This window comes from Flavobacterium sp. UBA7680, assembly GCF_002482975.1.
In the GTDB taxonomy this organism is placed as follows: Bacteria; Bacteroidota; Bacteroidia; order Flavobacteriales; family Flavobacteriaceae; genus Flavobacterium.
In genome coordinates this window covers 81,455-106,296 of record NZ_DLHA01000029.1, presented here as the reverse complement: position 1 = coordinate 106,296, position 24,842 = coordinate 81,455, and the positions used below count along the sequence as shown (strand labels likewise).

General features: G+C 33.2%; 19 protein-coding genes. 13 read left to right on the top strand and 6 right to left on the bottom strand.

All coding sequences use genetic code 11. The features are described from left to right. Positions 1-112 precede the first annotated feature (112 nt). A complete protein-coding gene (ileS, locus tag B3C18_RS12650) occupies positions 113-3,514 on the top strand; it encodes an isoleucine--tRNA ligase (RefSeq protein ID WP_291147253.1) in 3,402 nt (1,133 codons plus the stop codon). Positions 3,515-3,525: 11 nt separating this feature from the next. Continuing rightward, complete coding sequence (locus tag B3C18_RS12645; RefSeq protein ID WP_026983623.1) at positions 3,526-3,906, top strand: TraR/DksA family transcriptional regulator; 381 nt, start codon at positions 3,526-3,528, stop codon at positions 3,904-3,906. A gap of 242 nt (positions 3,907-4,148) precedes the next feature. On the opposite strand, the gene B3C18_RS12640 is transcribed toward B3C18_RS12645, so the two are convergent. Together B3C18_RS12640 and B3C18_RS12635 are read right to left on the bottom strand one after the other, a co-directional pair. After that, positions 4,149-4,529 (bottom strand): hypothetical protein, encoded by a 381-nt coding sequence (locus B3C18_RS12640; RefSeq protein ID WP_053473353.1) that lies wholly within the window; start codon positions 4,527-4,529, stop codon positions 4,149-4,151. Positions 4,530-4,562: 33 nt separating this feature from the next. Next, positions 4,563-4,919, bottom strand: coding sequence for a roadblock/LC7 domain-containing protein (locus tag B3C18_RS12635; RefSeq protein ID WP_053473352.1), 357 nt, complete (start codon positions 4,917-4,919; stop codon positions 4,563-4,565). Positions 4,920-5,099: 180 nt separating this feature from the next. Here B3C18_RS12635 and B3C18_RS12630 point away from each other — a divergent pair, with 180 nt between their 5' ends. From B3C18_RS12630 to B3C18_RS12605, 6 genes are all read left to right on the top strand, one after another. After that, complete coding sequence (locus tag B3C18_RS12630) at positions 5,100-5,306, top strand: hypothetical protein (protein ID WP_073485594.1); 207 nt, start codon at positions 5,100-5,102, stop codon at positions 5,304-5,306. A 121-nt stretch (positions 5,307-5,427) separates the two neighbouring features. Next, positions 5,428-6,024, top strand: coding sequence for a lipoprotein signal peptidase (locus tag B3C18_RS12625; protein WP_291147242.1), 597 nt, complete (start codon positions 5,428-5,430; stop codon positions 6,022-6,024). Positions 6,025-6,186: 162 nt separating this feature from the next. Further along, positions 6,187-9,345 carry a UvrD-helicase domain-containing protein gene (locus B3C18_RS12620; RefSeq protein ID WP_291147239.1) on the top strand — a complete coding sequence of 1,053 codons (3,159 nt, stop codon included), beginning with the start codon at positions 6,187-6,189 and terminating at the stop codon, positions 9,343-9,345. An 81-nt stretch (positions 9,346-9,426) separates the two neighbouring features. Next, the gene (gene kbl, locus B3C18_RS12615) at positions 9,427-10,620 is read left to right on the top strand and encodes a glycine C-acetyltransferase (RefSeq protein ID WP_291147236.1); all 1,194 of its coding nucleotides are present in this window, start codon (positions 9,427-9,429) and stop codon (positions 10,618-10,620) included. A 113-nt stretch (positions 10,621-10,733) separates the two neighbouring features. Then, on the top strand, positions 10,734-12,200 hold the full coding sequence (locus B3C18_RS12610; RefSeq protein ID WP_291147233.1) for an OmpA family protein: 1,467 nt from the start codon (positions 10,734-10,736) through the stop codon (positions 12,198-12,200). Positions 12,201-12,264: 64 nt separating this feature from the next. Then, the gene (locus B3C18_RS12605) at positions 12,265-15,027 is read left to right on the top strand and encodes a PD-(D/E)XK nuclease family protein (protein WP_291147230.1); all 2,763 of its coding nucleotides are present in this window, start codon (positions 12,265-12,267) and stop codon (positions 15,025-15,027) included. A gap of 439 nt (positions 15,028-15,466) precedes the next feature. Here the strand turns inward: B3C18_RS12605 and B3C18_RS12600 are convergent, their stop codons facing one another. Then, complete coding sequence (locus B3C18_RS12600) at positions 15,467-15,610, bottom strand: hypothetical protein (protein WP_291147225.1); 144 nt, start codon at positions 15,608-15,610, stop codon at positions 15,467-15,469. A gap of 280 nt (positions 15,611-15,890) precedes the next feature. Between B3C18_RS12600 and B3C18_RS12595 the strand changes: the two genes are divergently transcribed. Then, positions 15,891-16,211 (top strand): roadblock/LC7 domain-containing protein, encoded by a 321-nt coding sequence (locus B3C18_RS12595; RefSeq protein WP_291147222.1) that lies wholly within the window; start codon positions 15,891-15,893, stop codon positions 16,209-16,211. 23 nt (positions 16,212-16,234) lie between these two features. Then, positions 16,235-16,609, top strand: a complete 375-nt coding sequence (locus tag B3C18_RS12590; RefSeq protein WP_291147219.1) for a hypothetical protein — start codon at positions 16,235-16,237, stop codon at positions 16,607-16,609. Between the two features lie 75 nt (positions 16,610-16,684). Here the strand turns inward: B3C18_RS12590 and B3C18_RS12585 are convergent, their stop codons facing one another. Then, the gene (locus tag B3C18_RS12585; protein WP_291147216.1) at positions 16,685-17,461 is read right to left on the bottom strand and encodes an alpha/beta fold hydrolase; all 777 of its coding nucleotides are present in this window, start codon (positions 17,459-17,461) and stop codon (positions 16,685-16,687) included. A 227-nt stretch (positions 17,462-17,688) separates the two neighbouring features. Here B3C18_RS12585 and B3C18_RS12580 point away from each other — a divergent pair, with 227 nt between their 5' ends. From B3C18_RS12580 to B3C18_RS12570, 3 genes are all read left to right on the top strand, one after another. Beyond that, complete coding sequence (locus B3C18_RS12580) at positions 17,689-21,216, top strand: T9SS type A sorting domain-containing protein (protein WP_291147213.1); 3,528 nt, start codon at positions 17,689-17,691, stop codon at positions 21,214-21,216. 214 nt (positions 21,217-21,430) lie between these two features. Further along, the gene (locus B3C18_RS12575; protein ID WP_291147210.1) at positions 21,431-21,787 is read left to right on the top strand and encodes a hypothetical protein; all 357 of its coding nucleotides are present in this window, start codon (positions 21,431-21,433) and stop codon (positions 21,785-21,787) included. Between the two features lie 90 nt (positions 21,788-21,877). Next, complete coding sequence (locus B3C18_RS12570) at positions 21,878-22,396, top strand: ferritin (RefSeq protein ID WP_291147207.1); 519 nt, start codon at positions 21,878-21,880, stop codon at positions 22,394-22,396. 61 nt (positions 22,397-22,457) lie between these two features. Here the strand turns inward: B3C18_RS12570 and B3C18_RS12565 are convergent, their stop codons facing one another. Beyond that, the gene (locus tag B3C18_RS12565; RefSeq protein WP_291147205.1) at positions 22,458-23,357 is read right to left on the bottom strand and encodes an alpha/beta fold hydrolase; all 900 of its coding nucleotides are present in this window, start codon (positions 23,355-23,357) and stop codon (positions 22,458-22,460) included. A 6-nt stretch (positions 23,358-23,363) separates the two neighbouring features. Next, on the bottom strand, positions 23,364-24,656 hold the full coding sequence (locus B3C18_RS12560; RefSeq protein WP_291147203.1) for an aminopeptidase P family protein: 1,293 nt from the start codon (positions 24,654-24,656) through the stop codon (positions 23,364-23,366). Positions 24,657-24,842 lie beyond the last annotated feature (186 nt).

The window sequence follows — 24,842 nt, the reverse complement described above, 5'->3', positions numbered from 1 at the left end:
TTCTTTTGTTTTTGTACCCATTATCTCAACAAAAGTTTGTGAAATTTAAAGAAATTGATGGACAATAATTCAAAATTCCTTACTTTCGCACCTCGTTTAAGAAAAGGATAAAATGAGTACAAAATTTACTGAGTACAAAGGACTTGACTTGCCAACTGTAGCGTCGGAAGTTCTTGATTTTTGGAAGAAAGAAAATATATTTGAAAAGAGTGTAACTACTCGCGAAGGTGCAGAGCCTTACGTATTTTTTGAAGGTCCGCCTTCAGCAAACGGATTACCAGGAATTCACCACGTGATGGCGCGTGCGATTAAAGATATTTTTTGCAGATATAAAACTCAAAAAGGCTTTCTGGTTAAAAGAAAAGCAGGCTGGGATACTCACGGTTTACCTGTAGAATTAGGAACCGAAAAAGAATTAGGAATTACAAAAGAAGATATTGGTAAAACAATTTCTATCGAAGAATATAACGAAGCGTGTAAAAAAACCGTAATGCGTTATACCGACGTATGGAATGATTTGACCGAAAAAATGGGTTATTGGGTAGATATGGAAGATCCATATGTAACGTATAAACCAAAATACATGGAATCTGTTTGGTGGCTTTTAAAACAAATCTACGATAAAGGTTTGTTGTACAAAGGATACACGATTCAGCCATACTCTCCAAAAGCAGGAACAGGATTATCTTCTCACGAAGTAAATCAGCCGGGAGCTTACAGAGATGTTACAGATACTACAATTGTAGCACAGTTTAAAACTTTGCCAGAAACACTGCCAAACTTTTTACAAGGTTTTGGAGATATTCACATCTTGGCTTGGACGACAACGCCTTGGACACTGCCATCGAATACAGCTTTAACAGTTGGGCCAAAAATCGATTACGTTTTAGTAAAAACATTCAATCAATATACTTTTGAACCAATCAATGTTGTTTTAGCTAAAAACTTAGTTGGAAAACAATTTGGAAAAGGATTTTTCTTAAGTGAAGACGATGCTGATTTTGACAACGTTAAAAACGGCGACAAAAAACTTCCGTATAAAATCTTAACCGAAGCAAAAGGTGCAGATTTAGTAGAAATTCGTTACGAACAATTATTGCCTTATGTTTTGCCATACGAAAATGCCGAAAATGCATTTAGAGTAATTGCCGGAGATTTTGTTACTACAGAAGACGGAACAGGAGTGGTGCATACCGCACCGACTTTTGGTGCAGATGATGCTAAAGTAGCAAAAGAAGCAAAACCGGAAGTTCCGCCAATGTTAGTTTTAGATGAAGAAGGGAATGCAGTTCCGTTAGTTGATTTACAAGGGAAATTCACTTCTCATTTAGGTGATTTAGCTGGTAAATATGTTAAAAACGAATATTACGATGCAGGACAAGCTCCTGAGAAATCAGTAGATGTTGAAATCGCTATTCGATTAAAAGAAGAAAATAAAGCCTTTAAGGTTGAAAAATACGTACATAGTTATCCACACAGTTGGAGAACTGATGAGCCGTTGTTATATTATCCACTAGATTCTTGGTTCATAAAAGTAACCGATGTAAAAGATAGAATGTTCGACCTGAACGAAACTATCAACTGGAAACCTAAATCTACTGGTGAAGGACGTTTTGGAAATTGGTTGAAAAATGCCAACGACTGGAACTTATCTCGTTCTAGATATTGGGGAATTCCATTGCCAATCTGGAGAACGGAAGACAAAAAAGAAGAAGTTCTGATTGGTTCTGTTGAAGAATTATACAATGCGATCGAAAAATCGATCGAAGCTGGTTTTCAAAAAGAAAACCCATTTAAAGGTTTCGAAATCGGAAACATGTCTGAATCAAATTATGATTTAATTGATTTGCACAAAAATGTAGTTGATCAAATTACTTTAGTTTCGGCTTCTGGTAAGCCAATGAAACGCGAAAGTGATTTAATTGACGTTTGGTTTGATTCTGGAGCAATGCCTTATGCACAATGGCATTATCCTTTTGAAAACAAAGATAAAATTGACGAGAATAAAGATTTCCCTGCAAATTTCATTGCCGAGGGAGTAGATCAAACTCGCGGATGGTTTTATACCTTACACGCAATCGGAACATTAGTTTTTGATAAAGTAGCGTATAAAAACGTAGTTTCAAATGGTTTGGTTCTGGACAAAAACGGACAAAAAATGTCTAAACGTCTAGGAAACGCAACAGATCCTTTTGAAACAATTGCAGAATACGGTCCAGATGCCACACGTTGGTACATGATTTCAAATGCAAATCCTTGGGATAACTTAAAGTTTGACATTGAAGGAATTGCTGAGGTTCGCCGTAAATTCTTCGGAACACTATACAACACGTATTCATTCTTTTCGTTATATGCTAATATCGATGGGTTTAAATACGCTGAAGCAGAAATTCCGTTAAACGAAAGACCGGAAATCGATCAATGGATCATTTCTGAATTACATTCATTAATCAAATTTGTAGATGAATGTTATGAAGATTACGAACCAACAAAAGCAACAAGAGCAATTTCTGATTTCGTTCAGGAAAACTTAAGTAACTGGTACGTTCGTTTATGTCGTCGTCGTTTCTGGAAAGGTGAATATGCTCATGATAAAATTGCAGCTTACCAAACGCTTTATACTTGTTTGTTAACAATCAGTAAATTAAGCGCTCCAGTAGCTCCTTTTTTCATGGATAAATTATACAGAGATTTGACAGCTTCGACAGGAACTGAGGATTTTGCCAGTGTTCACTTGGCTCAATTTCCAAAATTTGTCGAAAACTTTGTTAATAAAACGTTGGAAAGCAAAATGCAGAAGGCGCAAACGATCTCATCTTTAGTTTTATCATTACGTAAAAAAGAGATGATAAAAGTACGCCAGCCTCTGCAAAAGGTAATGATTCCAGTACTTGACGAGAATCAGAGAGCTGAAATCGAAGCGATTTCTGACTTGGTAAAAGCCGAAGTAAACGTGAAAGAAATTGCACTTTTAGACGATGATTCGGGTATTTTGGTAAAACAGATTAAGCCTAATTTTAAGGCTCTTGGACCACGCTTTGGAAAAGATATGGGATTGATTTCTAAGGAAATACAAGCTTTTTCTGCAGATCAGATCAACCAATTAGACAAGCAGGGAACGTTAGATATTGTTATTGCTGGAAATAATGTAACTTTATCACTAGAAGACGTCGAAATAACATCGCAGGATATCGAAGGATGGCTGGTTGCAAATTCAAATGGAATTACAGTTGCGCTTGACATTACAATATCTGAAGAATTGAAAAACGAAGGTATCGCGAGAGAATTAGTAAACAGAATTCAGAATATCCGTAAAGATTCAGGATTTGAAGTTACTGATAAGATCAAAGTACAAATAAAAAGAAACGGCCCATTAGAGGAAGCAGTTTCTAAAAATGAAGACTATATTAAGTCTGAGACACTAACAGATAATTTGGTTTTTGTTGACGCTTTAGAAAACGGCACAGAAATTGAGTTTGATGATATTAAAACATTGATATTAATTTCAAAATAAAGTATAATACCATGATAGATGAAATTACAAGGTACTCTGACGCTGATTTGGCAGAGTTCAAAGAAATAATCCAAAACAAAATACAAAAAGCACAAGCAGATCTTGATTTGATTAAAAGTGCTTATATGAATGATTTGAATAACGGAACTGACGATACTTCTCCAACTTTTAAAGCTTTTGAAGAAGGAAGCGAGACAATGTCAAAAGAAGCAAACTCTCAGTTAGCTATTAGACAAGAGAAGTTTATTCGCGATTTAAAAAACGCATTATTCCGTGTTGAAAACAAAACATATGGTATTTGTAAAGTAACAGGTAAATTAATCAGCAAAGAAAGGCTTAAAATCGTTCCTCATGCAACAATGAGTATCGAAGCTAAAAATTTGCAGAGATAATCAAAAATACATAATAAATAAAGCGCTCCTTTTAGGGGCGTTTTTTTTTGTTTAATGTTTTGTTCTGTTCGATTTTGCTGAGGAAACAATAGGTTGAAAGAAATTATTTATAATTAGTCAAAATAAATTGATTTAAAAACAAACTTTTTTGTAAGAATAAAACAAGTATAACTACCTAAGAAATTTCAGAATAGACCCCAAAAAAAACCGCCCTTATTGGTGCGGTTTTTAAAGTAAAATTGTTACGCCAGATTTTTTTCTAAATCTGCTTTGTGTTTTCTTAACACCGCTCTTGTCATTCCAAGATTTGCTTTAGTTGCATCTGCGGCAAGATAAATCATAAATTTTTTGTTAGGCGAAATGTCGATAATGTGAATTTGGTTTGAAAGTGTAATCAAAATATCTTCGATATCCTGATTTAAACCTAACGCTTTTACGGCATTCAATTTTGCTTTTACAACTTCCAGGTTATAAGCGGCAGCCAATTCAGGATCAAAAGCTGAATCTACGGTAATGTTGCCAAAGCTTAATCCTGTTTCAATTTCTGTTACAGCTACAGCTATAAAGCCGTTTACGTTAGTTTTCATTTCATTTAAAAACACGTTTAAAAAATCGTTACTCATAGTTCTTGGGGTTTGTGGTTAATAGATGTATGTTTATTTTAATAGAGAATTTTTGCTGAGTTCTACAGATAATTCATCGGTAGAATGCATTAAGATACCAAGGTTGCTTCCTTCTCGTGAAAATGCAATCACGAAGTTAGAACCGCTGATCTTATTTCCGACGACAACCCCATCGGAACTTTTTAAGTAAAGTTGTTTTAAAGAGCCTTTTTCCAGATCAATTAGGAATTTTTCGCTCATAGATAAAATTCCAGCACTCATAGCCGCAATACTGTCGCTGTAGTCAAGGTTAAGAGAAGTGATCAATTTTCCTTTACCGTTTAAAATTAAAGCTGCACTAGCTTTTGTTTCGACCAAAAAGTTGTTTAAAATAGTAGTTATTTCATTCATAGTTTTGTAAGATTTGAGGAAAGAGTTAAAATTAATTCGTTTTTGGTGTCTATTATCAAATATAGTTGTGATTATTCCTAAACAATTGTTAATTATTGTTAACAAATATAAATTAAATTATGTATCATTGTAGAACCAAATCGTTAAATATTTTATTTTTTTACTTAAAAAACTTACACTATGGCTAAAGTATTGAAATTCAAAGATGTAAATTCCGATGTTGAGCACAGAATGAAGGAATTTGAAAAATTACGCGTTAAATTTAAAGCAGAAGTTAAAAAGGCAGAAGCCAAGAGAGCTGCCGCAGGAAAACCCAGTAAAGGCATTTTTAAATCTATCTCAGAATTCTTTACAGACAGCCCGGCAAATGCCGTTGCAAAAAGATAGATCCAAAAACTAAAATTGAAGCAAATTATTTTGTTTAAGTTTTATTACGAAACAATTAACGTTCCCAAGGGAGCGTTTTTTTTGATTTAATTGTTATTTTTGCGCATCAAAAAATCATAAAATGTCATTAAGAAAAGCGTATTTCCTTATATTTTTAGTTCTAATTGTCGATCAGCTTTCTAAAATCTATGTAAAAACAAACTTCGTTCTAGGTGAAGAAGTGGTGCTTTTTGACTGGTTTAGAATTCATTTTATTGAAAATGAAGGAATGGCTTGGGGAACAAAAATTCCGGGAGAATACGGAAAGTTGATTCTAACCGTTTTCAGAATTTTTGCCGTATTCGGAATTGGATACTGGCTTGCTGATGCCGTTAAGAAACGTCACTCCACTTATTTGATTATTTCAATAGCTTTAATTTTTGCCGGAGCCGCAGGTAATATTATTGATTCTGTTTTTTACGGAGTTATTTTTGATGACAGCACACATAATCTGGCAACACTTTTCTCGCCACATCCATACGGAACTTGGTTTCATGGTTTAGTGGTAGATATGTTTTACTTTCCTATTTGGGAAGGTGATCTTCCATCTTGGTTACCAATCTTTGGAGGAAAACATTTTATGTTCTTCAATGCTATTTTTAATGTTGCCGATATGGCGATTTCTACAGGAGTTGGAATTTTGTTAGTCTTTAATAAAAGAGCATTTCCAAAACACTAAATAAATTATATTTAAAATTCAAAAAAGAAATTCCAATATTTGAAGTGTTCATTGCACGCAGATATTGGAATTTGGAATTTTTATTTTTTAGAATTTGAAAATTTTACATTATTGAGGTTTGATATTATTGTGCTATTTTTACAATACAAAAAAACCAAACCTATGCAAAGTCCGTCTTTTTCCATTTATGATGCTTCTGCAGGATCAGGAAAGACGTATACTTTGGTCAAAGAATATTTAAAAATTATTCTTTCATCAAAAACACCCGATGCTTACCGTAATATCTTAGCTATAACTTTTACAAATAAGGCAGTTCATGAAATGAAAAGCCGTATTGTGGGGAGTTTATCTGAATTTGCAAAAGACGAGCCTTCCGCAAAAGCTGTTGATTTAATGGAAGATTTATCTCGAGACATCGGACTTTCACTTATTCAGATTAAAGTAAAAGCGCAAAGTATCATCAAGCATTTAATTCACAATTATGCTGCTTTTGATATTTCTACCATTGATAAATTTACGCATAAAGTGATTCGTGCTTTTGCACACGATTTAAATCTTCCCATGACTTTTGAAGTCACTCTGGATACCGAAAATTTATTGGTTGAAGCTGTTGATGCTATTATTGCACAGGCCGGTCAGGACGAAACGCTGACTAAATTGCTTATCGATTTTACAATGGAAAAAACCGACGACGATAAAAGTTGGGATATTTCCAGAGAAATTCTTGAAACCGGACGCTTGGTTTTAAATGAAAATAATCGAAATGAAATTCTTCATTTTAACGATAAAACAATCGAGGAATTTGTTGAGATTAAAAAGAAAATGCTCGCATTATGTAAAGATCTGGAGTCAGAAAACGAGCAATTTGCAATAGAAGCGCTTTCATTAATTGATAAAAACGGAATTGATTTAAAATCATTTTCGAGAGGAACATTTCCAAATCACTTAGAAAGTATTCGGGACGGAAAATTTAATCCGCGAAATAAAACCTTTCATGAATTCGATGATATTGCCATTAATAAAACAGCAAAAGACAAATCATTAATTGAAAATATAATTCCGGAATTGCTTCAAATTTTGGTTAAGGTTTATAAGAATTTCGAAAAAAGAGATTTTTATAAAGCATTTCTAAAAAACATTACGCCGCTTTCATTGCTAAATACAGTAAGTAATGAATTGGCAAAAATTCAGTCAGAACAAAATGTTTTGTCCATTTCAGAATTCAACGCGATTATTCATCGTGAAATTCAGAATCAGCCGGCGCCATTTATCTATGAACGTTTAGGAGAGCGATATCGTCATTTTTTTATTGATGAATTTCAGGATACCTCAGAAATGCAATGGCAGAACTTAATTCCGTTAATCCATAACTCACTTTCTGGTGAAGATGATTATGGTAATAAAGGAACTTTGATGATTGTAGGTGATCCTAAACAATCTATTTACAGATGGAGAGGAGGAAAAGCTGAGCAGTTTATTGAATTAGGAAAAGAAGAAGTTTCTTTTTTTAGTCATGAAAAAGTGCTGAAACATTTAGATACAAACTACAGAAGTTATAGCGAGGTTATTAATTTTAATAATGCTTTTTTTAAATTGATTTCTTCTGAATTTATAAATGAAGATTATAAAGATTTATATGAAAATCATAGTTTTCAAAATACAAATTCAAAAAAAGGCGGTTATGTAAATATTTCTTTTCTTCCAATAATCGAAAAAAATGATTTTGCTGATGAGGAAGAAGTTGTCGAAAAATCAGATTTGTATGTTTTAGCAACTTTAAATACAATTCAAAAAGTACTTCGAGAAGGTTTTAAATATAAAGACATTGTTGTTTTAACTAGAAAAAGAGATCAGGGAATTGCAATTGCAAATTACTTGACGGAACAAAATATCCCACTTTTATCATCAGAAACATTAATGATTCAAAATGCGACAGAAGTTCGTTTGATAATTAATCTTCTGAGATATCTAAACAACAATGCCGATTTAGAATCGAAAGCCTATTTTCTTCATTTTTTAGCTGAAAATAAGGAAATCGAAATGCCAATTCATGATTTTATTGCTCAGGGAATGTCGCAGAAATTTGAAGAAGATTTTGAAAAATGGCTTTTGACATTTGATGTTTCGCTGTCTTTTGAAAATGTTCGAAAAAAATCGCTTTATGAAGCTGTAGAAATAATCATTTCAAAATTTATACCTCCGTCAGAAGGAAATGCTTATGTGCAGTTTTTTCTGGATATTGTTTTAGAAAGAGATATTCGAAATCAAGCTGGAATTGCTGATTTCCTCAATTACTGGGATAAAAATTCTGAGAAATTCAGTATTCCATCACCGGAAGGAAATAATGCAGTTCGAATCATGACGATCCATAAATCAAAAGGATTGGAATTTCCGGTTGTGATTATGCCTTTTGCAGAAGAAGATTATAACAGAAAGCCAAAAGATAAATTATGGCTCGATACTGAAGAATCTGATTTAGGTGTTCCAAAAGCTTTAATTGATAATAGCAGTGCAGTTGAAGGTTTTGGTGAAAGTGCTTCGGTAGTTTTTAATTTAAAAAAACAGGAAGAATTACTAGATAATATTAATGTTCTATACGTTGCCTTAACACGTGCAGAAGAACAATTGTATATTATTTCTCAGTCTTTAAAAGAAAGAAAAGATGGTGAGTTTCCAAATAATATGGCTTCATATTTTATTAAATTTTTGATGCATGAAGGAGTTTTTGATTCTGAAAAGCTGGAATATGAATTTGGAAATAAAATTAAACTTTCTAAATCTGAAGAATCTGTTGATACATTAAAGATAATTCCGACAGTAAAAGAAGTTTTAAATCCTAAAAATATTAAAATAGCACAGCGTGAAGCCTTAATGTGGGGAACGCACCAGCAGGAAGCGATTTCGTATGGAAATATCGTGCACGAGATTTTGGCTTTCATAAAAGATAAGTCAGATGTTGATCTTGCCGTTGTAAAAGCACTTGAAAATGGTTTAATAACGATTGATCAATCTGAAATGGTTTTAAGAACACTTAATGAAATTGTAAATCATGACGAATTAAATATTTGTTTTGATGGTAATTATAAGGTTTTGAATGAGCAAACTATAGTTCAAAAAGAAGGGAAAATTTTAAAACCAGACCGCGTTGTATTAACTAATAATAAGGAAGCTTATTTGCTGGATTATAAAACAGGTGCAATTAATTCAAAATATCAGCAACAAATTCAAGAATATCAAGATGCTATTGAAGATTTAGGATACAAAGTGTTAAAAAAGGTTTTGGTATATATAGGATCGGAAATTGAAGTGGTAAATTTGTGAAAATATTAATCAGATGTTAAAGAAATAACTACTCTTTTTACGGGTTAAGTTGTTAATTTTTAACGTTTTAAATAGATAAAAATGTACGGTAAAATTAAAGAGCATCTGCAAAGTGAGCTGCAGACAATCGAAGAAAATGGAATTTTTAAAAAGGAGCGAATTATAACTTCTGCTCAAGGTGCAGAGATCACAATTTCGACAGGAGAGACAGTTTTAAATTTTTGTGCCAATAATTATTTAGGTCTTTCGTCACATCCAGAAGTAGTTCAGGCTGCAAAAGACGCAATGGATACACACGGTTTCGGAATGTCGTCTGTACGTTTCATTTGTGGAACTCAGGATATTCATAAAACATTAGAAAAAAAAATTGCAGATTTTTATGGTACAGAAGATACCATATTATATGCTGCAGCTTTTGATGCAAACGGTGGAGTTTTTGAACCTTTATTAGGAGAAAACGATGCAATTATTTCAGATAGTTTAAATCACGCTTCTATTATAGATGGGGTTCGTTTGTGTAAAGCAGCTCGTTATCGCTATGAAAACAGCAACATGGAAGATCTTGAACAGCAATTAATCAAAGCAACCGAAGCAGGAACTCGTTTTAAACTAATTGTAACCGACGGGGTTTTCTCTATGGACGGATTAGTTGCTCCTCTGGATAAGATTTGCGACTTAGCTGATAAATATGATGCATTAGTTATGGTGGATGAATGCCACGCTGCTGGATTTATTGGTGCAACAGGAAAAGGTACACTTGAAGCAAAAGGAGTAATGGGACGTGTTGATATTATAACAGGTACCTTAGGAAAAGCATTAGGTGGAGCAATGGGTGGATACACAACGGCTAAAAAAGAAGTAATAGAAATTTTACGTCAGCGTTCTAGGCCTTATTTATTTTCTAATTCATTAGCGCCATCAATTGTAGGAGCTTCAATAAAGGTTTTCGAATTATTAGAAAAGGATACAACACTTAGGGATAAATTAGAATGGAATACTAATTACTTTAAGGAAGGGATGAAAAAAGCAGGATTTGATATAATTGATGGTGATTCTGCGATTGTACCTGTAATGTTATATGACGCGAAATTATCGCAGACTATGGCTAATGAACTTTTAAAACAAGGGATTTATGTTATAGGATTTTTCTTTCCGGTAGTTCCGAAAGATAAAGCCAGAATTAGAGTCCAGCTTTCTGCTGCTCATACTAAAGAGCATCTAGACAAGGCAATAGAAGCTTTTAAATTAACAGGTAAAATGTTAAAAGTTATATAATTACCACATTAGTGTAATTTTTGTAGGTTTTTTTTAACATTTGATTTTGTATTTAAAAAATTTGGTGTTACTTTTGCTTGTAATTAACTAAATTGTAATTAAAAAAATTAAGTATGAAACATCTTAACAAACTTTTAGTTGCTGTAATGATGGTGATGGGTTTAAGCTCTCACGCACAAGACAGTAACAATCCATGGGCTATCTCTTTTGGGGTGAATGCTGTGGATACAAGGACTAGTGCAAGTCCAGATCATGTTGACTTTTTCCCAGCACACTTTTCTCAGCCGTTTGCTGTAAAAGACAACTGGAATATTCTTCCTTCTTTATCTTACATTGGTGTGTCTAGATATGTAGGTAGCGGTTTCTCAGTTGGTTTACAAGGATCTGTAAACAAAATTGACAAATATGTTGTTTTTGATCCAACTGCTGCTGATCACGATGCAAGAGGTCTAGTTGTTAGAAACCCTGGTGATTTAATGTACTACGGAATTGATGCTACTATCAAATACAGCTTCCAAGAATTAATCAAATCTAAAGTGATTGATCCTTCGTTATCTGTTGGTGGAGGTTATACTTTCTTCGGAGATAGCAGCTACGGAACTGTAAATCCAGGTGCTGGAATTACTTTTTGGTTTACTGATGCTATTGGTCTTGAGTTAGCTACGAAATACAAATGGTCTGTAAGTGGAGATAGAGAAGATGCTGCTGGTGTTCCAGACGCTCCATCTCACTTCCAACACACTGCTGGTCTTGTATTCAAATTTGGTGGTAAAGACACAGACGGTGACGGTATCTACGATAAAGATGATGCTTGTCCAGATGTTGCTGGTTTAAAGCAATTCAACGGATGTCCTGATACTGACGGAGATGGAATCGTTGATGCTTCTGATGCTTGTCCAAATGAATTTGGTTTAGCTGCATTAAACGGATGTCCTGATAGAGACGGAGACGGTGTTGCTGACAAAGATGACGCTTGTCCAGATGTTGCTGGTTTAGCTGCATTAAAAGGTTGTCCTGATACTGACGGAGACGGAATCGCTGATAAAGACGATAAATGTCCTACAGTTGCAGGTCCTAAAGAAAATGGTGGTTGTCCTTTCTTAGACGCTGATAAAGATGGTGTTTTAGATAAAGATGACGATTGTCCTACAGTTGCTGGTCCAGCTAGTAACAGAGGATGTCCTGAAGTATCTTCTCAAGCTTTAGAAGATCTTAAAGTTCAAGCTAGAGCAATCTACTTTAACTCAGGAAAAGCTACTTTCAAAACTGGTGACAAAGAAACTCCAGCTAGATTAGACGCTATTAAAGAAATCCTTAAAAACTATCCAAACGCGAAATTCTCTATTGAAGGACATACAGATAGTACAGGTTCTGCTAAAGTAAATGATAAATTATCTCAAGACAGAGCTAACGCGGTATTAAACGCTTTAGTTGAAAGAGGTGTTAACGCTGAAAACTTAGAAGCTAAAGGATTTGGATCTTCTCAACCAGTTGCAAGTAACAAAACTGCTGCAGGTAAAGCACAAAACAGAAGAACTGAAATTAAACACGTAGGTTCTAAATACCAAGGTAAGCTATAATTTACTTTTGTAAATAATATTGAAAAGCCATTCTTAATTGAATGGCTTTTTTTATTTTTATACAATGATAAATACTTCTTTCTTAGAAAAAATTGCAGCTGTCGTAATACAGGATTATTCAGATAAACTTGCAGAAACTACTATTGTTTTACCGAACAAAAGGGCTAAAGTTTTTTTAATTGAAGCGCTTAAAAAAGAAACCTCAAAAACAATTCTTTCTCCTGAAATTATAAGTATTGAAGATTTTGTGCAAGATGTTGCTTCAATTAGATCTGTAGATTCAATTGAGTTGCTGTTTGAGTTTTATGAAGTTTATTTATCAGTTACTGAAAAACAGCACCAGCAATCTTTTGAGTTGTTTGCTAATTGGGCAAAAACACTCTTGCAGGACTTTAACGAAATTGATCGTTACCTTCTGGAGCCGAATCATGTTTTGTCTTATTTAAAAGATATCGAAGACATTAAAAAATGGGGAATAGAAGTCGAAAATAAAACTAAACTTTTAGAAAATTATATTGACTTTTGGAAACTTCTGCCTCTATATTACGATTCACTATACAATCATCTCTTAAATAAATCAATTGGTTATCAAGGTCTGATTTATAGAGAAGCAGTAAATAATCTGAATCATTTTTCAAATACTATTTCGAATCGTAATTTTATTTTTGCCGGATTCAATGCCTTAAATGCCGCGGAAGAAAAAATTGTGCAGCATCTTTTAGCACTTGATCAGGCCAAAATTTACTGGGATGTAGACCAGGCTTTTTTAAATGATCCTTTTCACGATGCGGGGCTTTTTGTTCGGCGTTTTAAAGAAAGTTGGAAGCATTATAAATCCCACCCTTTTGAATGGATTGTAGACGATTTTTCTCAAACGAAAAACATTCAGGTTATTGGTACTCCAAAAACAATTGGGCAAGCTAAATTAGCCGGAAGCATTATTGAGAATTTAATTAATGAAAATCCAGCCGCTTCTCTAGACAAGGTTGCAATTGTGCTGGGAGAAGAAAATCTTTTAATTCCGGTTCTGTATTCTCTGCCTTCTTCGGTTGGGGCTTTAAATATTACAATGGGATATTCAGGAAAGAATAATCCTTCGCAGATATTGGTAGCTAAGTTTTTCAAAATGCATACCAATGCACTTTCGCGTGCTGGCGGCAGTTATGTTTTTTATTATAAAGATGTTCTGGATATTCTGACGCATCCTTTAGTTGAGCCGTATGCGAAGACGAATCATATTGTTAGAATAATCAAAGAGAACAACTACACTTTTATTACACTCAATAAGATTTTAGAACTCAATCAAAACCCATCTGAATTATTTTCTTTATTGTTTCAAAAATGGGAAAACGGATCTGTAGCGGTTCTTGAAAATATCTCGGCAATATTACTTTTGATAAAACAGAATTTTAGCAATGATAATGAAGAAGAAAAAATCGCTAAAACTTTTGTGTATGCTGTTTTTAAAGTGATTAATAAACTCATAAATTATTATTCGCAGCATAAACACATTGATAATATTGATACACTTCATGCGATTTATAAACAGATTATTGACGTAGCTGAAGTTTCTTTTGAAGGTGAACCTTTGCGTGGATTGCAAATTATGGGAGTCCTTGAAAGTCGTGTTCTTGATTTTGAAACCGTAATTGTCACTTCAATGAATGAGGGTAAATTTCCAGCGGGAAAATCTCAGAATTCATTCATTCCTTATGATGTAAAAAGAGAATTAGGTCTGCCGACTTTTAAAGAAAAAGACGCTATTTATACCTATCACTTTTATCATTTATTACAGCGTGCAAAAAACATCTATCTAATTTATAATACAGAAAATGACGGATTAGACGCCGGCGAACGCAGCCGTTTTATAACTCAGCTTGAAGTAGAAAAAAAATCAAAGCATAATTTGACTTTTGATATTTATAATCCGGTATTACCAACTACGGCATATCAACCAATGGTAATTCCGAAATCAAAAGCAGTTATGGAACGTTTAAAAGAAATTGCCACTGCTGGTTTTTCTCCATCGGCGTTGACGAGTTACATTCGAAATCCAATTGAGTTTTATTTTCAAAAAATCCTGCGTATTCGCGAAGTCGAAGAAGTAGAGGAGAACATCGCTTTAAATACACTCGGAACAATTATTCACGAAACATTAAAAACACTGTACGAACCTTTTATTGGAAAGTTTATTTCAGAAGCTGATTTATTAAACTGTTTTAAATTGTTGGATGATGAAGTGCTGAAACAATTTAAATTGGTGTATAAAGAAGGTGAAATTAAAAAAGGACGTAATCTTTTAGCCTTTGAAGTTTCAAAGCGAAATGTGTCTAATTTCTTGAAAATGGAATTAGAATTGATCAAAAATGGAGATGCGGTTAAGATTATTGCTTTGGAACAAACTTTTCAACGAAATCTTACTCACCCTGATTTATCATTTCCGGTTTTAATTAAAGGAAATGTTGATAGAATTGAACTTCGTAACGGAAAAATAAGAATCATTGATTATAAGACCGGAAAAGTCGAAAAAACAAGCGTTATACTTAAATCGTGGAACGGATTAACACAAGAGCTTAAAAACGATAAAATTATTCAGGTTTTAGCTTATGCATTTATGTTTGAAGAACATGCGGGAGATACTCCAATAGAAGTTGGAATTATTTCTTTTAAAAATTTAAAATCAGGATTTTTACCTTTTGGATTTAAAGAAGAAAAAGATCTGGATATAACAGTAAGTAAGGCAATTTTGAATAGTTATGTAGAAGAAATAGTTGTATTGTTAAATGAAATATTTGACAGCAATATTCCTTTTGAAGAAAAAGTGTAACTAGTTACTTACAACGTTTTTAACCTCAAAATTAATATATTCTCAATTACTAGATCATTCAGAAAATCTCAAATTATCTATCGCTAAACAAAATTACTCTGTTTTTAACATTTGCCGGTTTATTGGGGTAATTTGAAATGAAAAGAGAAAATAAGATTTCAGAATAAAAAACCTTTATCTCCAATTAAAAATTCGTTTTTCAATACTTTTAAATTGACTTCCTAAAAGAATTTCTCAAGTAAATTGTTTAAAATTTAGAGATTAAATTTGAAAACCCAAAAAATGAAAAGAGAAGAATAAGTCTTATTTAGGACAATTTTGAAAATGTAATCCTGATGAAAAAGGATTGTTTTTTAAAAATAAAATGTAAGCTTCACAGCATAAAGGAAAAAGCCGCGATTATTATTTAATAATAATCGCGGCTTTTTGTAAGTAGTTTTTAACTAAATATTTTTTTGAAGAAACCTTTCTTTTCAGATTCTTTTGAATTCGGGGTATTTATTGGTCCATTTTCAAAGCGAAATCTTCTAAACTTCATCAGTTTTACATTTAAATCAAAGCGTAATTCATCAACTGTTTTCATTGGAATAATTTTTAGCAAATTTAAGAAAAACTTCTATTAAACTGATTATCTGTACTTATCAAACCTATGTTTTGAATTTTCTGAACTAAAATGTTTCATTTTTGAGTAAATCTCTTTTTTCTGTTAAATATTTTTGAAGATTTTCTTTTAAAGATCGAGTTAAATTATACTATAAATAAAAGTGAGTCAGACAGTTGGCTGTTCTGTTTTTTTAACAAGTGTTCATCAAACAATTCTGTTTATTAAAAATAACTTTGACATTCTTAAACATTTTAACATTATGATTGATTTAAATACATTGGTTGAAGAAACTGGCGCTGAGTCTGGAATTACCTTTAATATCGACGGAATTTTATTAGAATCTGTTAACCTTGAATATGACGGAAATGTTGCCGCAATGATTGGAATGATTTTGAAAATGTGTTTAGAAATGTCTGAAGATGTTAATAATGGTGACTTAAAACAAGTTATGATCAAAAACAATGACGGTATCGTGGTTGCAAATAAAGATCAGGACGATAATTGCGTTGCTTTGCTTTCTAAAGATATAAGTAAAATGGGTCTGCTGCTTAGAAGAATGGATACCGTTTTCAATAATTAATTTAAACCAATATATATAAAAACATGTCAGATTTTTTACAGAATTTTCAAAATGATTTAAGAGAGAATGTTAGCGGATTTATTGCAGTTTCAGTAACTGAGGTTGAGACAGGAATGTCTTATTGCTCACTTTCTGTAAATCCAGATTTCGATCCGGAACTAGCATCTGCTTATAATTTAGAAGTTGTAAAAGCAAAATTAAACGCCATTAAAGCTTTAGGATTAGACCAAAAAATAAACGATATTTTAATTACATTAACAGATCAAATACATATTATAGATGTTTCTGAAGACGGGCAGTATTTTATTTATTTAGCTGTTGATGCTAAAAAAGCCAATCTTGGATTAACAAGAGCGACTTTAGGAAAATTCAAAAAAGACATTATTTCAAAATTATAAAGTTTTGATGCTAAAATAAAGAAAAGGCCATTTCGAATTTCGAATGGCCTTTTTTGCTTTTATTACCTTTTTATTTTAGTTGAAGAAATCTAACAAGATCGGTTTTAGTTCTTCTTTATTTTCGATGTGGCTCATATGTCCATCTTCAAACGAAACCAATTCTGCCGTTGTGTCTTCAATTTGAGCAAGACTTTCCTCGTAGTTTAAAACGGGATCTTTTCTTCCAAGAATCAATAAAACCGGAAAGCGGTTTTCCTGCAAAAGCCATTCTCTGTCTTTTCGTATTTTCATTCCTTCCAGCGAAGCTACAATTCCCTGCAAAGGTGTTTTTAAAGCTTGTTCTCGTACTTTTTCAATTTCGGCAGCTAAGCGAGTTCTGTTATTTTCGCTGAATAAATTCGCAATCGCTAAGCTTACAAAGTTTACATAGTTTTGTTTTACGGCTTTAATAGCACGCGTTCTGTTTAGTTTTTTCTCGGCGCTGTCTTCTTTAGAAGTTGAATTTAGCAGGACTAGTTTTTTAATGTTTTTCGGAAATAATTCGGCGAAAGCCAAAGCAACATAACCGCCCATAGAATGACCTAAAATAGTTGCTTTTTCAATTTTTAAAGATTCTAAAACTTCGTAAACAACACTTGCATTGTCTTCCATTTCATGAACGTAACCTAAAGAATCAGATTCTCCATGACCTAATAAATCGATTGTAATGACACGATATTTTTCTGAAAACAATTCAACATATTCTGCCCACATTTTTTTGTTTTCCAAAAAGCCATGAAGTAATACAATTGCGTTTCCTTCTCCAGAATCAGTAAAAGATACTTTGGTGTTTTTATATAGAATATTTTTCATCATCATAATTTTTACAAAAATAACCTTTTGAATTTTAATTGACCAATATTGTCTCAATAGGATTTTTTTGAGTGAAAGCGCGGTGAATATGCCTGCAAATTTTAAGCACTGATAAGGTTCTCTAATAAATTGTTTTCAGTTTTTAACAAAACATTTTTATTGACGTGTAAAGTGTTAAAAAATGACTAGTTTTACTACAATTTTTAATAATTAACCTATTAAATTATATGAGATCAACTTTACTCTATGTTTTATTTTTACTTAATGTTCAGTTTGCCTTTTGTCAATGGGAGAACTTAAATACTGGTTTGACAGACGATTTGACTGGTGTTGTTTTTTTTGGTAATAATGGTTTAGTTTCTGGAAAAAAAGGACTTTACTACACTTCAAATGGAGGAGAAGGAGCATCAAGTTGGAGCAGGTTTGAGATAACAGACAATGCTGAAAATGCTGCAGTGTATGCAAACACCACTTTTACACATTGTGTTTCAAGTACAGTGGGTTCAGCCTCAACGGGAACTGCTTTTGCCTGTGGGCAAAATACAGTAACAAAACAGGCAATTATAATAAAAATTGATCTTCCGTCACTGCAGTATACCATTCTATATACAGGCGAAGTAAATTCAAAATTAAATCAAATTGCATTTTCTTCATACTATGGCGGGTATTATGCAGTAGGCGAAAACGGACTACTTGTTAGTTTTACACAAGCGGGGGTTTCAAGAGTTAAAAATTTGGGTACTGATAATTTTTCATCGATCACCTTTTATAACAGTAGATGTAAAATAGGAACGACAGGCAAAATATTGTATACGGAATATCTGGATGCCAATTATAATTTTACAGAAGTACTAACACCAAATGCAGACAATAAAACAGTAGTGTATGGTTCAGGAACTTTTAGTAACGGAAGAACTTTTTCTGCCGGAAACCGATTTTCATCTTACAGCATTTATAATGATTTAATTAGCAGTCATACGAATTATTATGGAGGTACCTTAAATGCAAAATGCATTTTGGCCAGTACAGATAATGAACATGTTGGAACAGATCACGGGATTTATTTTGTTTCAAATAGTCAGGTTCTTGAATGGGAATCGACCTCTTCAAATTACAGTATAAATTGCTTTTGGAAACAGGCAGCAAATCCGGTGTATTATGCCTGTGGTAATTCGGGTGTTATATTAAAAAATGCAACCGGCCTAAGCGCTAGGGTTCCTTATGTAAATATTTCAAAACTGGAAGGCGTTTGCGCCGGAAATTATTTAACCCTAAATGGAATAACAGGAACGGTTAAAAGCTGTAAATGGTTTGTAAATAATGTTCAGGTTGGTTCAGTATGTGGTAATTTGTCTTATCTGTTTCAAAATGTTGGAACTTATGAAATTAAATACACTGTTACAAATTATTCTGACGTTGAATCTTCAGATGTTAAAACCATTTTTGTAACGCCAATCCCGAAAATTAACCTGCCAATAACCATCAGTGATAATATTCTGTGCAAAAGCGAACCGATAACAATTCAAATTCAAAACTCAGAACCGGATGTTGTATATACATTGCGAAGTGGTAGTTCCCGTTTTGGTACAAGCGGAGTAGGAAATGGGCAAACCATTTCTTTTACAAGTAATGACTTAACAGCATCAGGAGATTATTTTCTGGAAGCTAAAAACATTAATGCTACATGTACGGCAAGTTTTTCAGATAGGTTTCCTATTACCGTAGAGCATACAAAAGCAGCATTTCATACGGATTTGTTAAATGCCACAGCCAATGAAACTGCTACGTTTTACCAAAAAGGAACTGATGCACAAAATTATAAATGGGATTTCTCAGCTGGAGCATCAGTAAGTACACCGGGTCAAGCCATACAAGAGGTTGGTTTTTCTAAAGAGGGAGCAACAACAGTCAATCTTGAAGTGTGGTCAGATAATGGCTGTTACGATCAAATTGAAAAAGAAGGCCCTTTTATTTATAATGAATCTGATAACCCTAAGGAATGCTGGACTATGGTGAACAACGGAGTTGATTCACCGTGGAATGGTTATGAATTTGAAGCTACAAAAGGAATAACGCCAACAGCAGACGGCTTTTTAACCTTTGGTGGATTTAACAGTCAGTTATTTGATTCAAAAATTGGTCTGAAATATGATTTAACAGATAAAAAAGGAGGTTTTCTGGCCAAACATGATCGTAAAGGAGCTCTAAAATGGATGATTTATACCCTGCCAAGCCCAACTGAAAGAGAGAGAGATAATATTCTCTCATCAGTAGTAGATGCCGATGGAAATATTTATATCTGCGGTATTACCTCAGGAGATCTTATTGATAACACCGGAACTTTAATTGATGTAAATCCGTTATTGGGCAATTACAGTACATCGGGTTACATTGTAAAATTGGATAAAAATGGAAAAGTAATCTGGACTTTAAGCAGTACTTATGATGGGTACAGTCCTATAAATATTTTTCTGGATAAGGAGAATAATTTGATTTCAACCGGTATTTTGAATTATTTGTATTCAAATCAACATCAATTGTATTTTAATGGCGTAGCGACTACAGTTATCAATCAAAATATGATAACCTCTCAGGCAGACAATTTAACGGTACTTAAAATTGCCCCAACAGGTGCTGTTTTATGGTATACAGGTATCAATATCAGACATGTTAACGGATCTGGAATTATTGATGTTGGTTTTGACAATGCTAATAATGTATACCTAACCGGTGTTTACGAAAATCAAATTGATTTTTACTCAGCCGGAAATACGACCACACCAGAGACTTTTATGGGTAACGGGCAATATGATTCTTTTGTTTTTCTAGCAAAATATAATAAAGATGGTGCTTTGCAATGGAAGATGAAAAGTGGTACCAAAGATGCCTTTTTTAACGGGGTAGGTGTTGCGTCAATGGTTACTGATGACAACGGAAATAGTTACCTCACAGGCGGAAATGGATGTGATACCGCAACGGCTGTTCAGTATTTTGAAAATGTTGACGGATCTTTCACACAAACGAGTATTGGCGCTTATTATGTAGCAAAGGTGAATGTAGCCGGAACCTGTGAGTGGATTATGGGCGATCAGCATACCACCAATAGTTCAGGAGCAAAAATTATTAAAGATGAAAATCTGCTGCATGTACTGGGATATCTAGGTAATAGCGGAAGTGTAACTACTTCAACATTGGTTAGTGCAGATGGTAAAAATTATGATTTAACGCTGAATGTGGATAATTTCTTTATGGCAACGTATGACTTGCAGGGGAACCTGAAAAAAGTCATTACAGGAGAAAGTGATGACCAAAGCAATGTTCTTTTGAATCAGATAACGGGTGTTTTTAAAGCCGAAAATGATTCTTTTTATATTAGTAGAAATTTACAAGCAACTAATTTTAAAACCTTTGGTGATTTGATTAATACGAATGGTATTGATGGATCTGTATCGCATTTTACAGAAAACTGTGCTTTGGTTAAATATGAAAATACATTATCAACAGAGGATTTTACAAAAACTTCAAATGCTGTTATTTACCCTAATCCGACTTCGGGTAAGATTTCAGTCGATTTAAAAAATTATGATGGAAATGCAAGCGTACAGATCTACGATGCAAACGGAAAAAAAATAAGCGAAGAAAAAGCAGTTGATTTATCAAAACTTGATTTAACAATAAATGGCAGTCAGGGATTGTATTTTGTAAAAATTAAAGCAGGTAATAAAACACAAACTTTTAAAGTCTTAAAACAATAATATTTACAAGCGATAAAAAGAAACGGCTTTCATTTTTGAAAGCCGTTCTTATTTTTAAAATTAGATAAATAATAATGCAGAATATTGCAGTCTTTGAGTGTACTTGAGCTTTTTTTAAGAGCATTAAATGATTTTGTTATTTTAAATTAGTCTTAATTATGCTTTTTATTGCTTTAAATTCTATATTTTTGCATCGTTATTATATTTTATCAGAATGGCATTAATTAGTGATTTGACCACCAAAGTATTATTTGAAACCGAAAAAGGATACAGTTATCAATGTGATTTGACTAATAGTATAATTATCAATTTTGTTGATACTGTGTCAAGTTATAAAATTCATGATTTTTTGATTTTTCAAAGAAAGGTTAATAGCGTTGACATTCTCAATATGCTTTATGATTTATCTGATCAGTCAGACGCACAGCTGATTGAAACTACTAAAAGAAATTTTTCCAGAAATCTTACTATCTGCGAAATAGTGCAGTTGAGAGATTTATTAAACGGAACAAAATTCACCCTCGCTTTACATTCTATGCTTTGTAATACGGTTAACGTAGAGCTTATTTAGATTCTTACTTAGATTAAATCCAAATTTTCAGGCATTTAGGGCTGCCTCCTTTAATTTTAGTAATTTTACACATACTAAAAATTAAAGGTTATGAAAGATTTACTAAGAACAAGTACTTCATTAGTTGAAGGAATAGAAAATATATTGAACTTACAGGCAAAAATAGAAAGCGATGCTTCTAATAAATATTTAGCTATGGCTGCGTGGTTAGATAGAAATGGTTATGCAAATACAGCATCTTATATGTACAAGCAAGCCGAAGAAGAAAGAGAGCATTTTCTAAAAGTTTTCAAATATATTACAGACATGGGAGGGATTGCAGTTACGCCATCTGTTCCAGAAGTGCAGCAGGAATTTGCTTCTTTTAGAGAAGTATTTGAAATTGCTTTGCAAAACGAAATTGCAGTTACTCAGGCAATCAATAAAGTAATCGCAAAATGTAGAGCTGAGAATGATTATGCTACAGAGGATTTTATGATGTGGTATGTGGCTGAGCAAAGAGAAGAAGAGAAAAATGCAAGAAGAGCTTTAGAGCTTTTTGAATTAATCAACGGAAATGAAGCTGACGGCAAATTTCAATTGGATATTCAGATTTCAAAAATTGGATAATAAACGATTTATATAAAAAACAAAGCCCTTAATAATTAAGGGCTTTGTTTTTTTATATTTTTTATGATTTTAAAAATGAATTAATATCTGAGAAGTATTTTTCTCTCGCATCAAGCCATCCGTAATGTTTTGAATGTTCTAATAAAATCAGTTTAGAATTTGGAAAAGTTCGATGTGCCAATTCTCCAATTTCATTACTGATAATATCTTCTTTTCCTTGAATAATTAAAACCGGATTTTTAAAGGTTTTTAGCTTGTCTTTGCAGTCAAAATTCATTTTCTGCATATCAGACCATAACAAACCATTTATTGTCGAATTTCCCTGCGTTAACCTTTCGGCAATTATCGGAACAAATTTTTGATCGTAAACATAAGCCGGAGCCATCGCTCTTCCGCGTCCAAGTCTTGCTTTGTGGGATGTATCGCCTTTTTCAATCTTGTCATTCCAGTAATCTAGAGAATCTTTTTCGGCTTTGCTTAAACCGGCTTCAATTAAATTCGGACTTTTTAATAAAGTCAAATCAACGCCGCCAGATGATGATAAAACTAATTTATCGATACTACTTGGATAAACCGTCGCATAATATGAACCTAACATTCCGCCAAAAGAATGCCCCAGAATATTCCATTTTTTGATTTTAAGATGTTTTCGTAACGATTCAATATCATCAGCCATTATTTTCATCGAAATGGTCTTAGCGTCTAATTTTGAAAGTTTAGATTTTCCGGTTCCTCTTTGGTCGTAAATAATCGTTTGCTGATTTTCGCCCAGCGTTTTCGCCATATCTTCAAAACCATTGCTGTTCATTCCCGGGCCGCCGTTTATAATTAAAAGCGGTTCGCCTTTTCCAAAAGTTTTGTAATAGGTTTTACTTCCATCAGTGTTAACTGCATAGCCTTCTGTCTGGGCAAAAATGTTTCCCAAAAACAATAAAAATCCAAGTAGAAAAACCTTTTTCATCGTGAATTAAGAATTCATCAAAGTTTCGATTTCGTCCACTTCAACTGGAATATTGCGCATTAAGTTAAAAGGTTCTCCTTTTTCCTGAACTACAACATTATCTTCCAAACGAATTCCGAATTTTTCATCCGGAATATAAATTCCAGGTTCAACCGTAAAAACCATATTCGCTTTCATTGGTTCGTGAAGCAAACCATAATCATGTGTGTCCAATCCCATGTGGTGAGAAGTTCCGTGCATGAAATATTTTTTGTAAGCAGGCCATTCTGGATTTTCGTTCTGAACATCGGCTTTAGAAATTAGACCTAAACCAATTAATTCCGAAGTCATGATTTTACCCACTTCAATATGATATTGTTTCCAAAGCGTTCCCGGAGTAAGCATTTTTGTAGCTTCATTTTTAACTCTTAAAACCGCATTGTAAACTGCTTTTTGACGATCAGAAAAACGTCCCGAAACCGGAATCGTTCTCGTCATATCGCTAGAATAATTCGCATATTCTGCCGCAACGTCTAATAAAATTAAATCTCCGGCTTTACATTGCTGATTGTTTTCGATATAATGCAAAACATTCGCATTATTTCCAGAAGCAATAATTGGCGTATAAGCAAAACCTTTAGAACGGTTACGGATAAATTCGTGAGCCAATTCAGCTTCGATTTCATATTCGGTAACATTTGGTTTCACGAACGAAAGTAATCTGCGGAAACCTTTTTCTGTAATATCGCAAGCTTGTTGAATCAAATCGATTTCTTCGCTTTCTTTTACAGAACGAATGCGCTGCAAAATGGGATTACTTTTCGCAACATTATGTGCTGGATAACGTTCTTTCCACCATTTTACAAAACGCGCTTCGCGAGTTTCTACTTCAACAGTTGCACGATAATGTTCATTTGTATTGATGTACATTGTATCGGCGTACGTCATCATTTCGTTCAAAACTTTATGAAAATCCTGTAACCAATAAACGGTTCTAATTCCCGAAACCTGAAAAGCACGTTCTTTACTAAGTTTTTCACCTTCCCAAACCGCAATATGATCGTTGGTTTCTTTCAGGAAAAGAATTTCTTTTTGGCTTTCATAAGGCGCATCCGGAAACAAAAGCAAAATACTTTCTTCCTGATCTACACCGCTTAGATAAAAAATATCTCTGTGTTGCGCAAACGGCAAAGTACTGTCGGCACTAATTGGATAAATGTCATTTGAGTTGAAAACGGCAACCGAATTAGGTTTCATTTCTGCCGTGAATTTTTTGCGGTTTTTTACAAAAAGAGCGCTGTTTATTTGATGATATTTCATAATAACTTAGTTTTTGAACTTCGAATTTCAAAATTACGTTTTTTCAGCAAACAGCATGAAATTGATTTATTAAAGTTTTCTTATTTGTTTAATTAATTATAAGATTGCTGATTTTTTTAAAAAGTATTGATTAAGCATGTTTTAAGAGCATTGTTATAAAATAATTTGTTGAAAACTCATAATTGA

Coding starts and splice junctions, on each gene's coding strand:
- B3C18_RS12620 (WP_291147239.1), top strand. CDS start 6,187: ATGCAAAGTCCGTCTTTTTCCATTTATGATGCTTCTGCAGGATCAGGA.
- B3C18_RS12635 (WP_053473352.1), bottom strand. CDS start 4,919: ATGAATGAAATAACTACTATTTTAAACAACTTTTTGGTCGAAACAAAA.
- B3C18_RS12630 (WP_073485594.1), top strand. CDS start 5,100: ATGGCTAAAGTATTGAAATTCAAAGATGTAAATTCCGATGTTGAGCAC.
- B3C18_RS12610 (WP_291147233.1), top strand. CDS start 10,734: ATGAAACATCTTAACAAACTTTTAGTTGCTGTAATGATGGTGATGGGT.
- B3C18_RS12560 (WP_291147203.1), bottom strand. CDS start 24,656: ATGAAATATCATCAAATAAACAGCGCTCTTTTTGTAAAAAACCGCAAA.
- B3C18_RS12565 (WP_291147205.1), bottom strand. CDS start 23,357: ATGAAAAAGGTTTTTCTACTTGGATTTTTATTGTTTTTGGGAAACATT.
- B3C18_RS12575 (WP_291147210.1), top strand. CDS start 21,431: ATGGCATTAATTAGTGATTTGACCACCAAAGTATTATTTGAAACCGAA.
- ileS (WP_291147253.1), top strand. CDS start 113: ATGAGTACAAAATTTACTGAGTACAAAGGACTTGACTTGCCAACTGTA.
- B3C18_RS12590 (WP_291147219.1), top strand. CDS start 16,235: ATGTCAGATTTTTTACAGAATTTTCAAAATGATTTAAGAGAGAATGTT.
- B3C18_RS12585 (WP_291147216.1), bottom strand. CDS start 17,461: ATGAAAAATATTCTATATAAAAACACCAAAGTATCTTTTACTGATTCT.
- B3C18_RS12570 (WP_291147207.1), top strand. CDS start 21,878: ATGAAAGATTTACTAAGAACAAGTACTTCATTAGTTGAAGGAATAGAA.
- B3C18_RS12645 (WP_026983623.1), top strand. CDS start 3,526: ATGATAGATGAAATTACAAGGTACTCTGACGCTGATTTGGCAGAGTTC.
- B3C18_RS12605 (WP_291147230.1), top strand. CDS start 12,265: ATGATAAATACTTCTTTCTTAGAAAAAATTGCAGCTGTCGTAATACAG.
- kbl (WP_291147236.1), top strand. CDS start 9,427: ATGTACGGTAAAATTAAAGAGCATCTGCAAAGTGAGCTGCAGACAATC.
- B3C18_RS12640 (WP_053473353.1), bottom strand. CDS start 4,529: ATGAGTAACGATTTTTTAAACGTGTTTTTAAATGAAATGAAAACTAAC.
- B3C18_RS12625 (WP_291147242.1), top strand. CDS start 5,428: ATGTCATTAAGAAAAGCGTATTTCCTTATATTTTTAGTTCTAATTGTC.
- B3C18_RS12595 (WP_291147222.1), top strand. CDS start 15,891: ATGATTGATTTAAATACATTGGTTGAAGAAACTGGCGCTGAGTCTGGA.
- B3C18_RS12580 (WP_291147213.1), top strand. CDS start 17,689: ATGAGATCAACTTTACTCTATGTTTTATTTTTACTTAATGTTCAGTTT.
- B3C18_RS12600 (WP_291147225.1), bottom strand. CDS start 15,610: ATGAAAACAGTTGATGAATTACGCTTTGATTTAAATGTAAAACTGATG.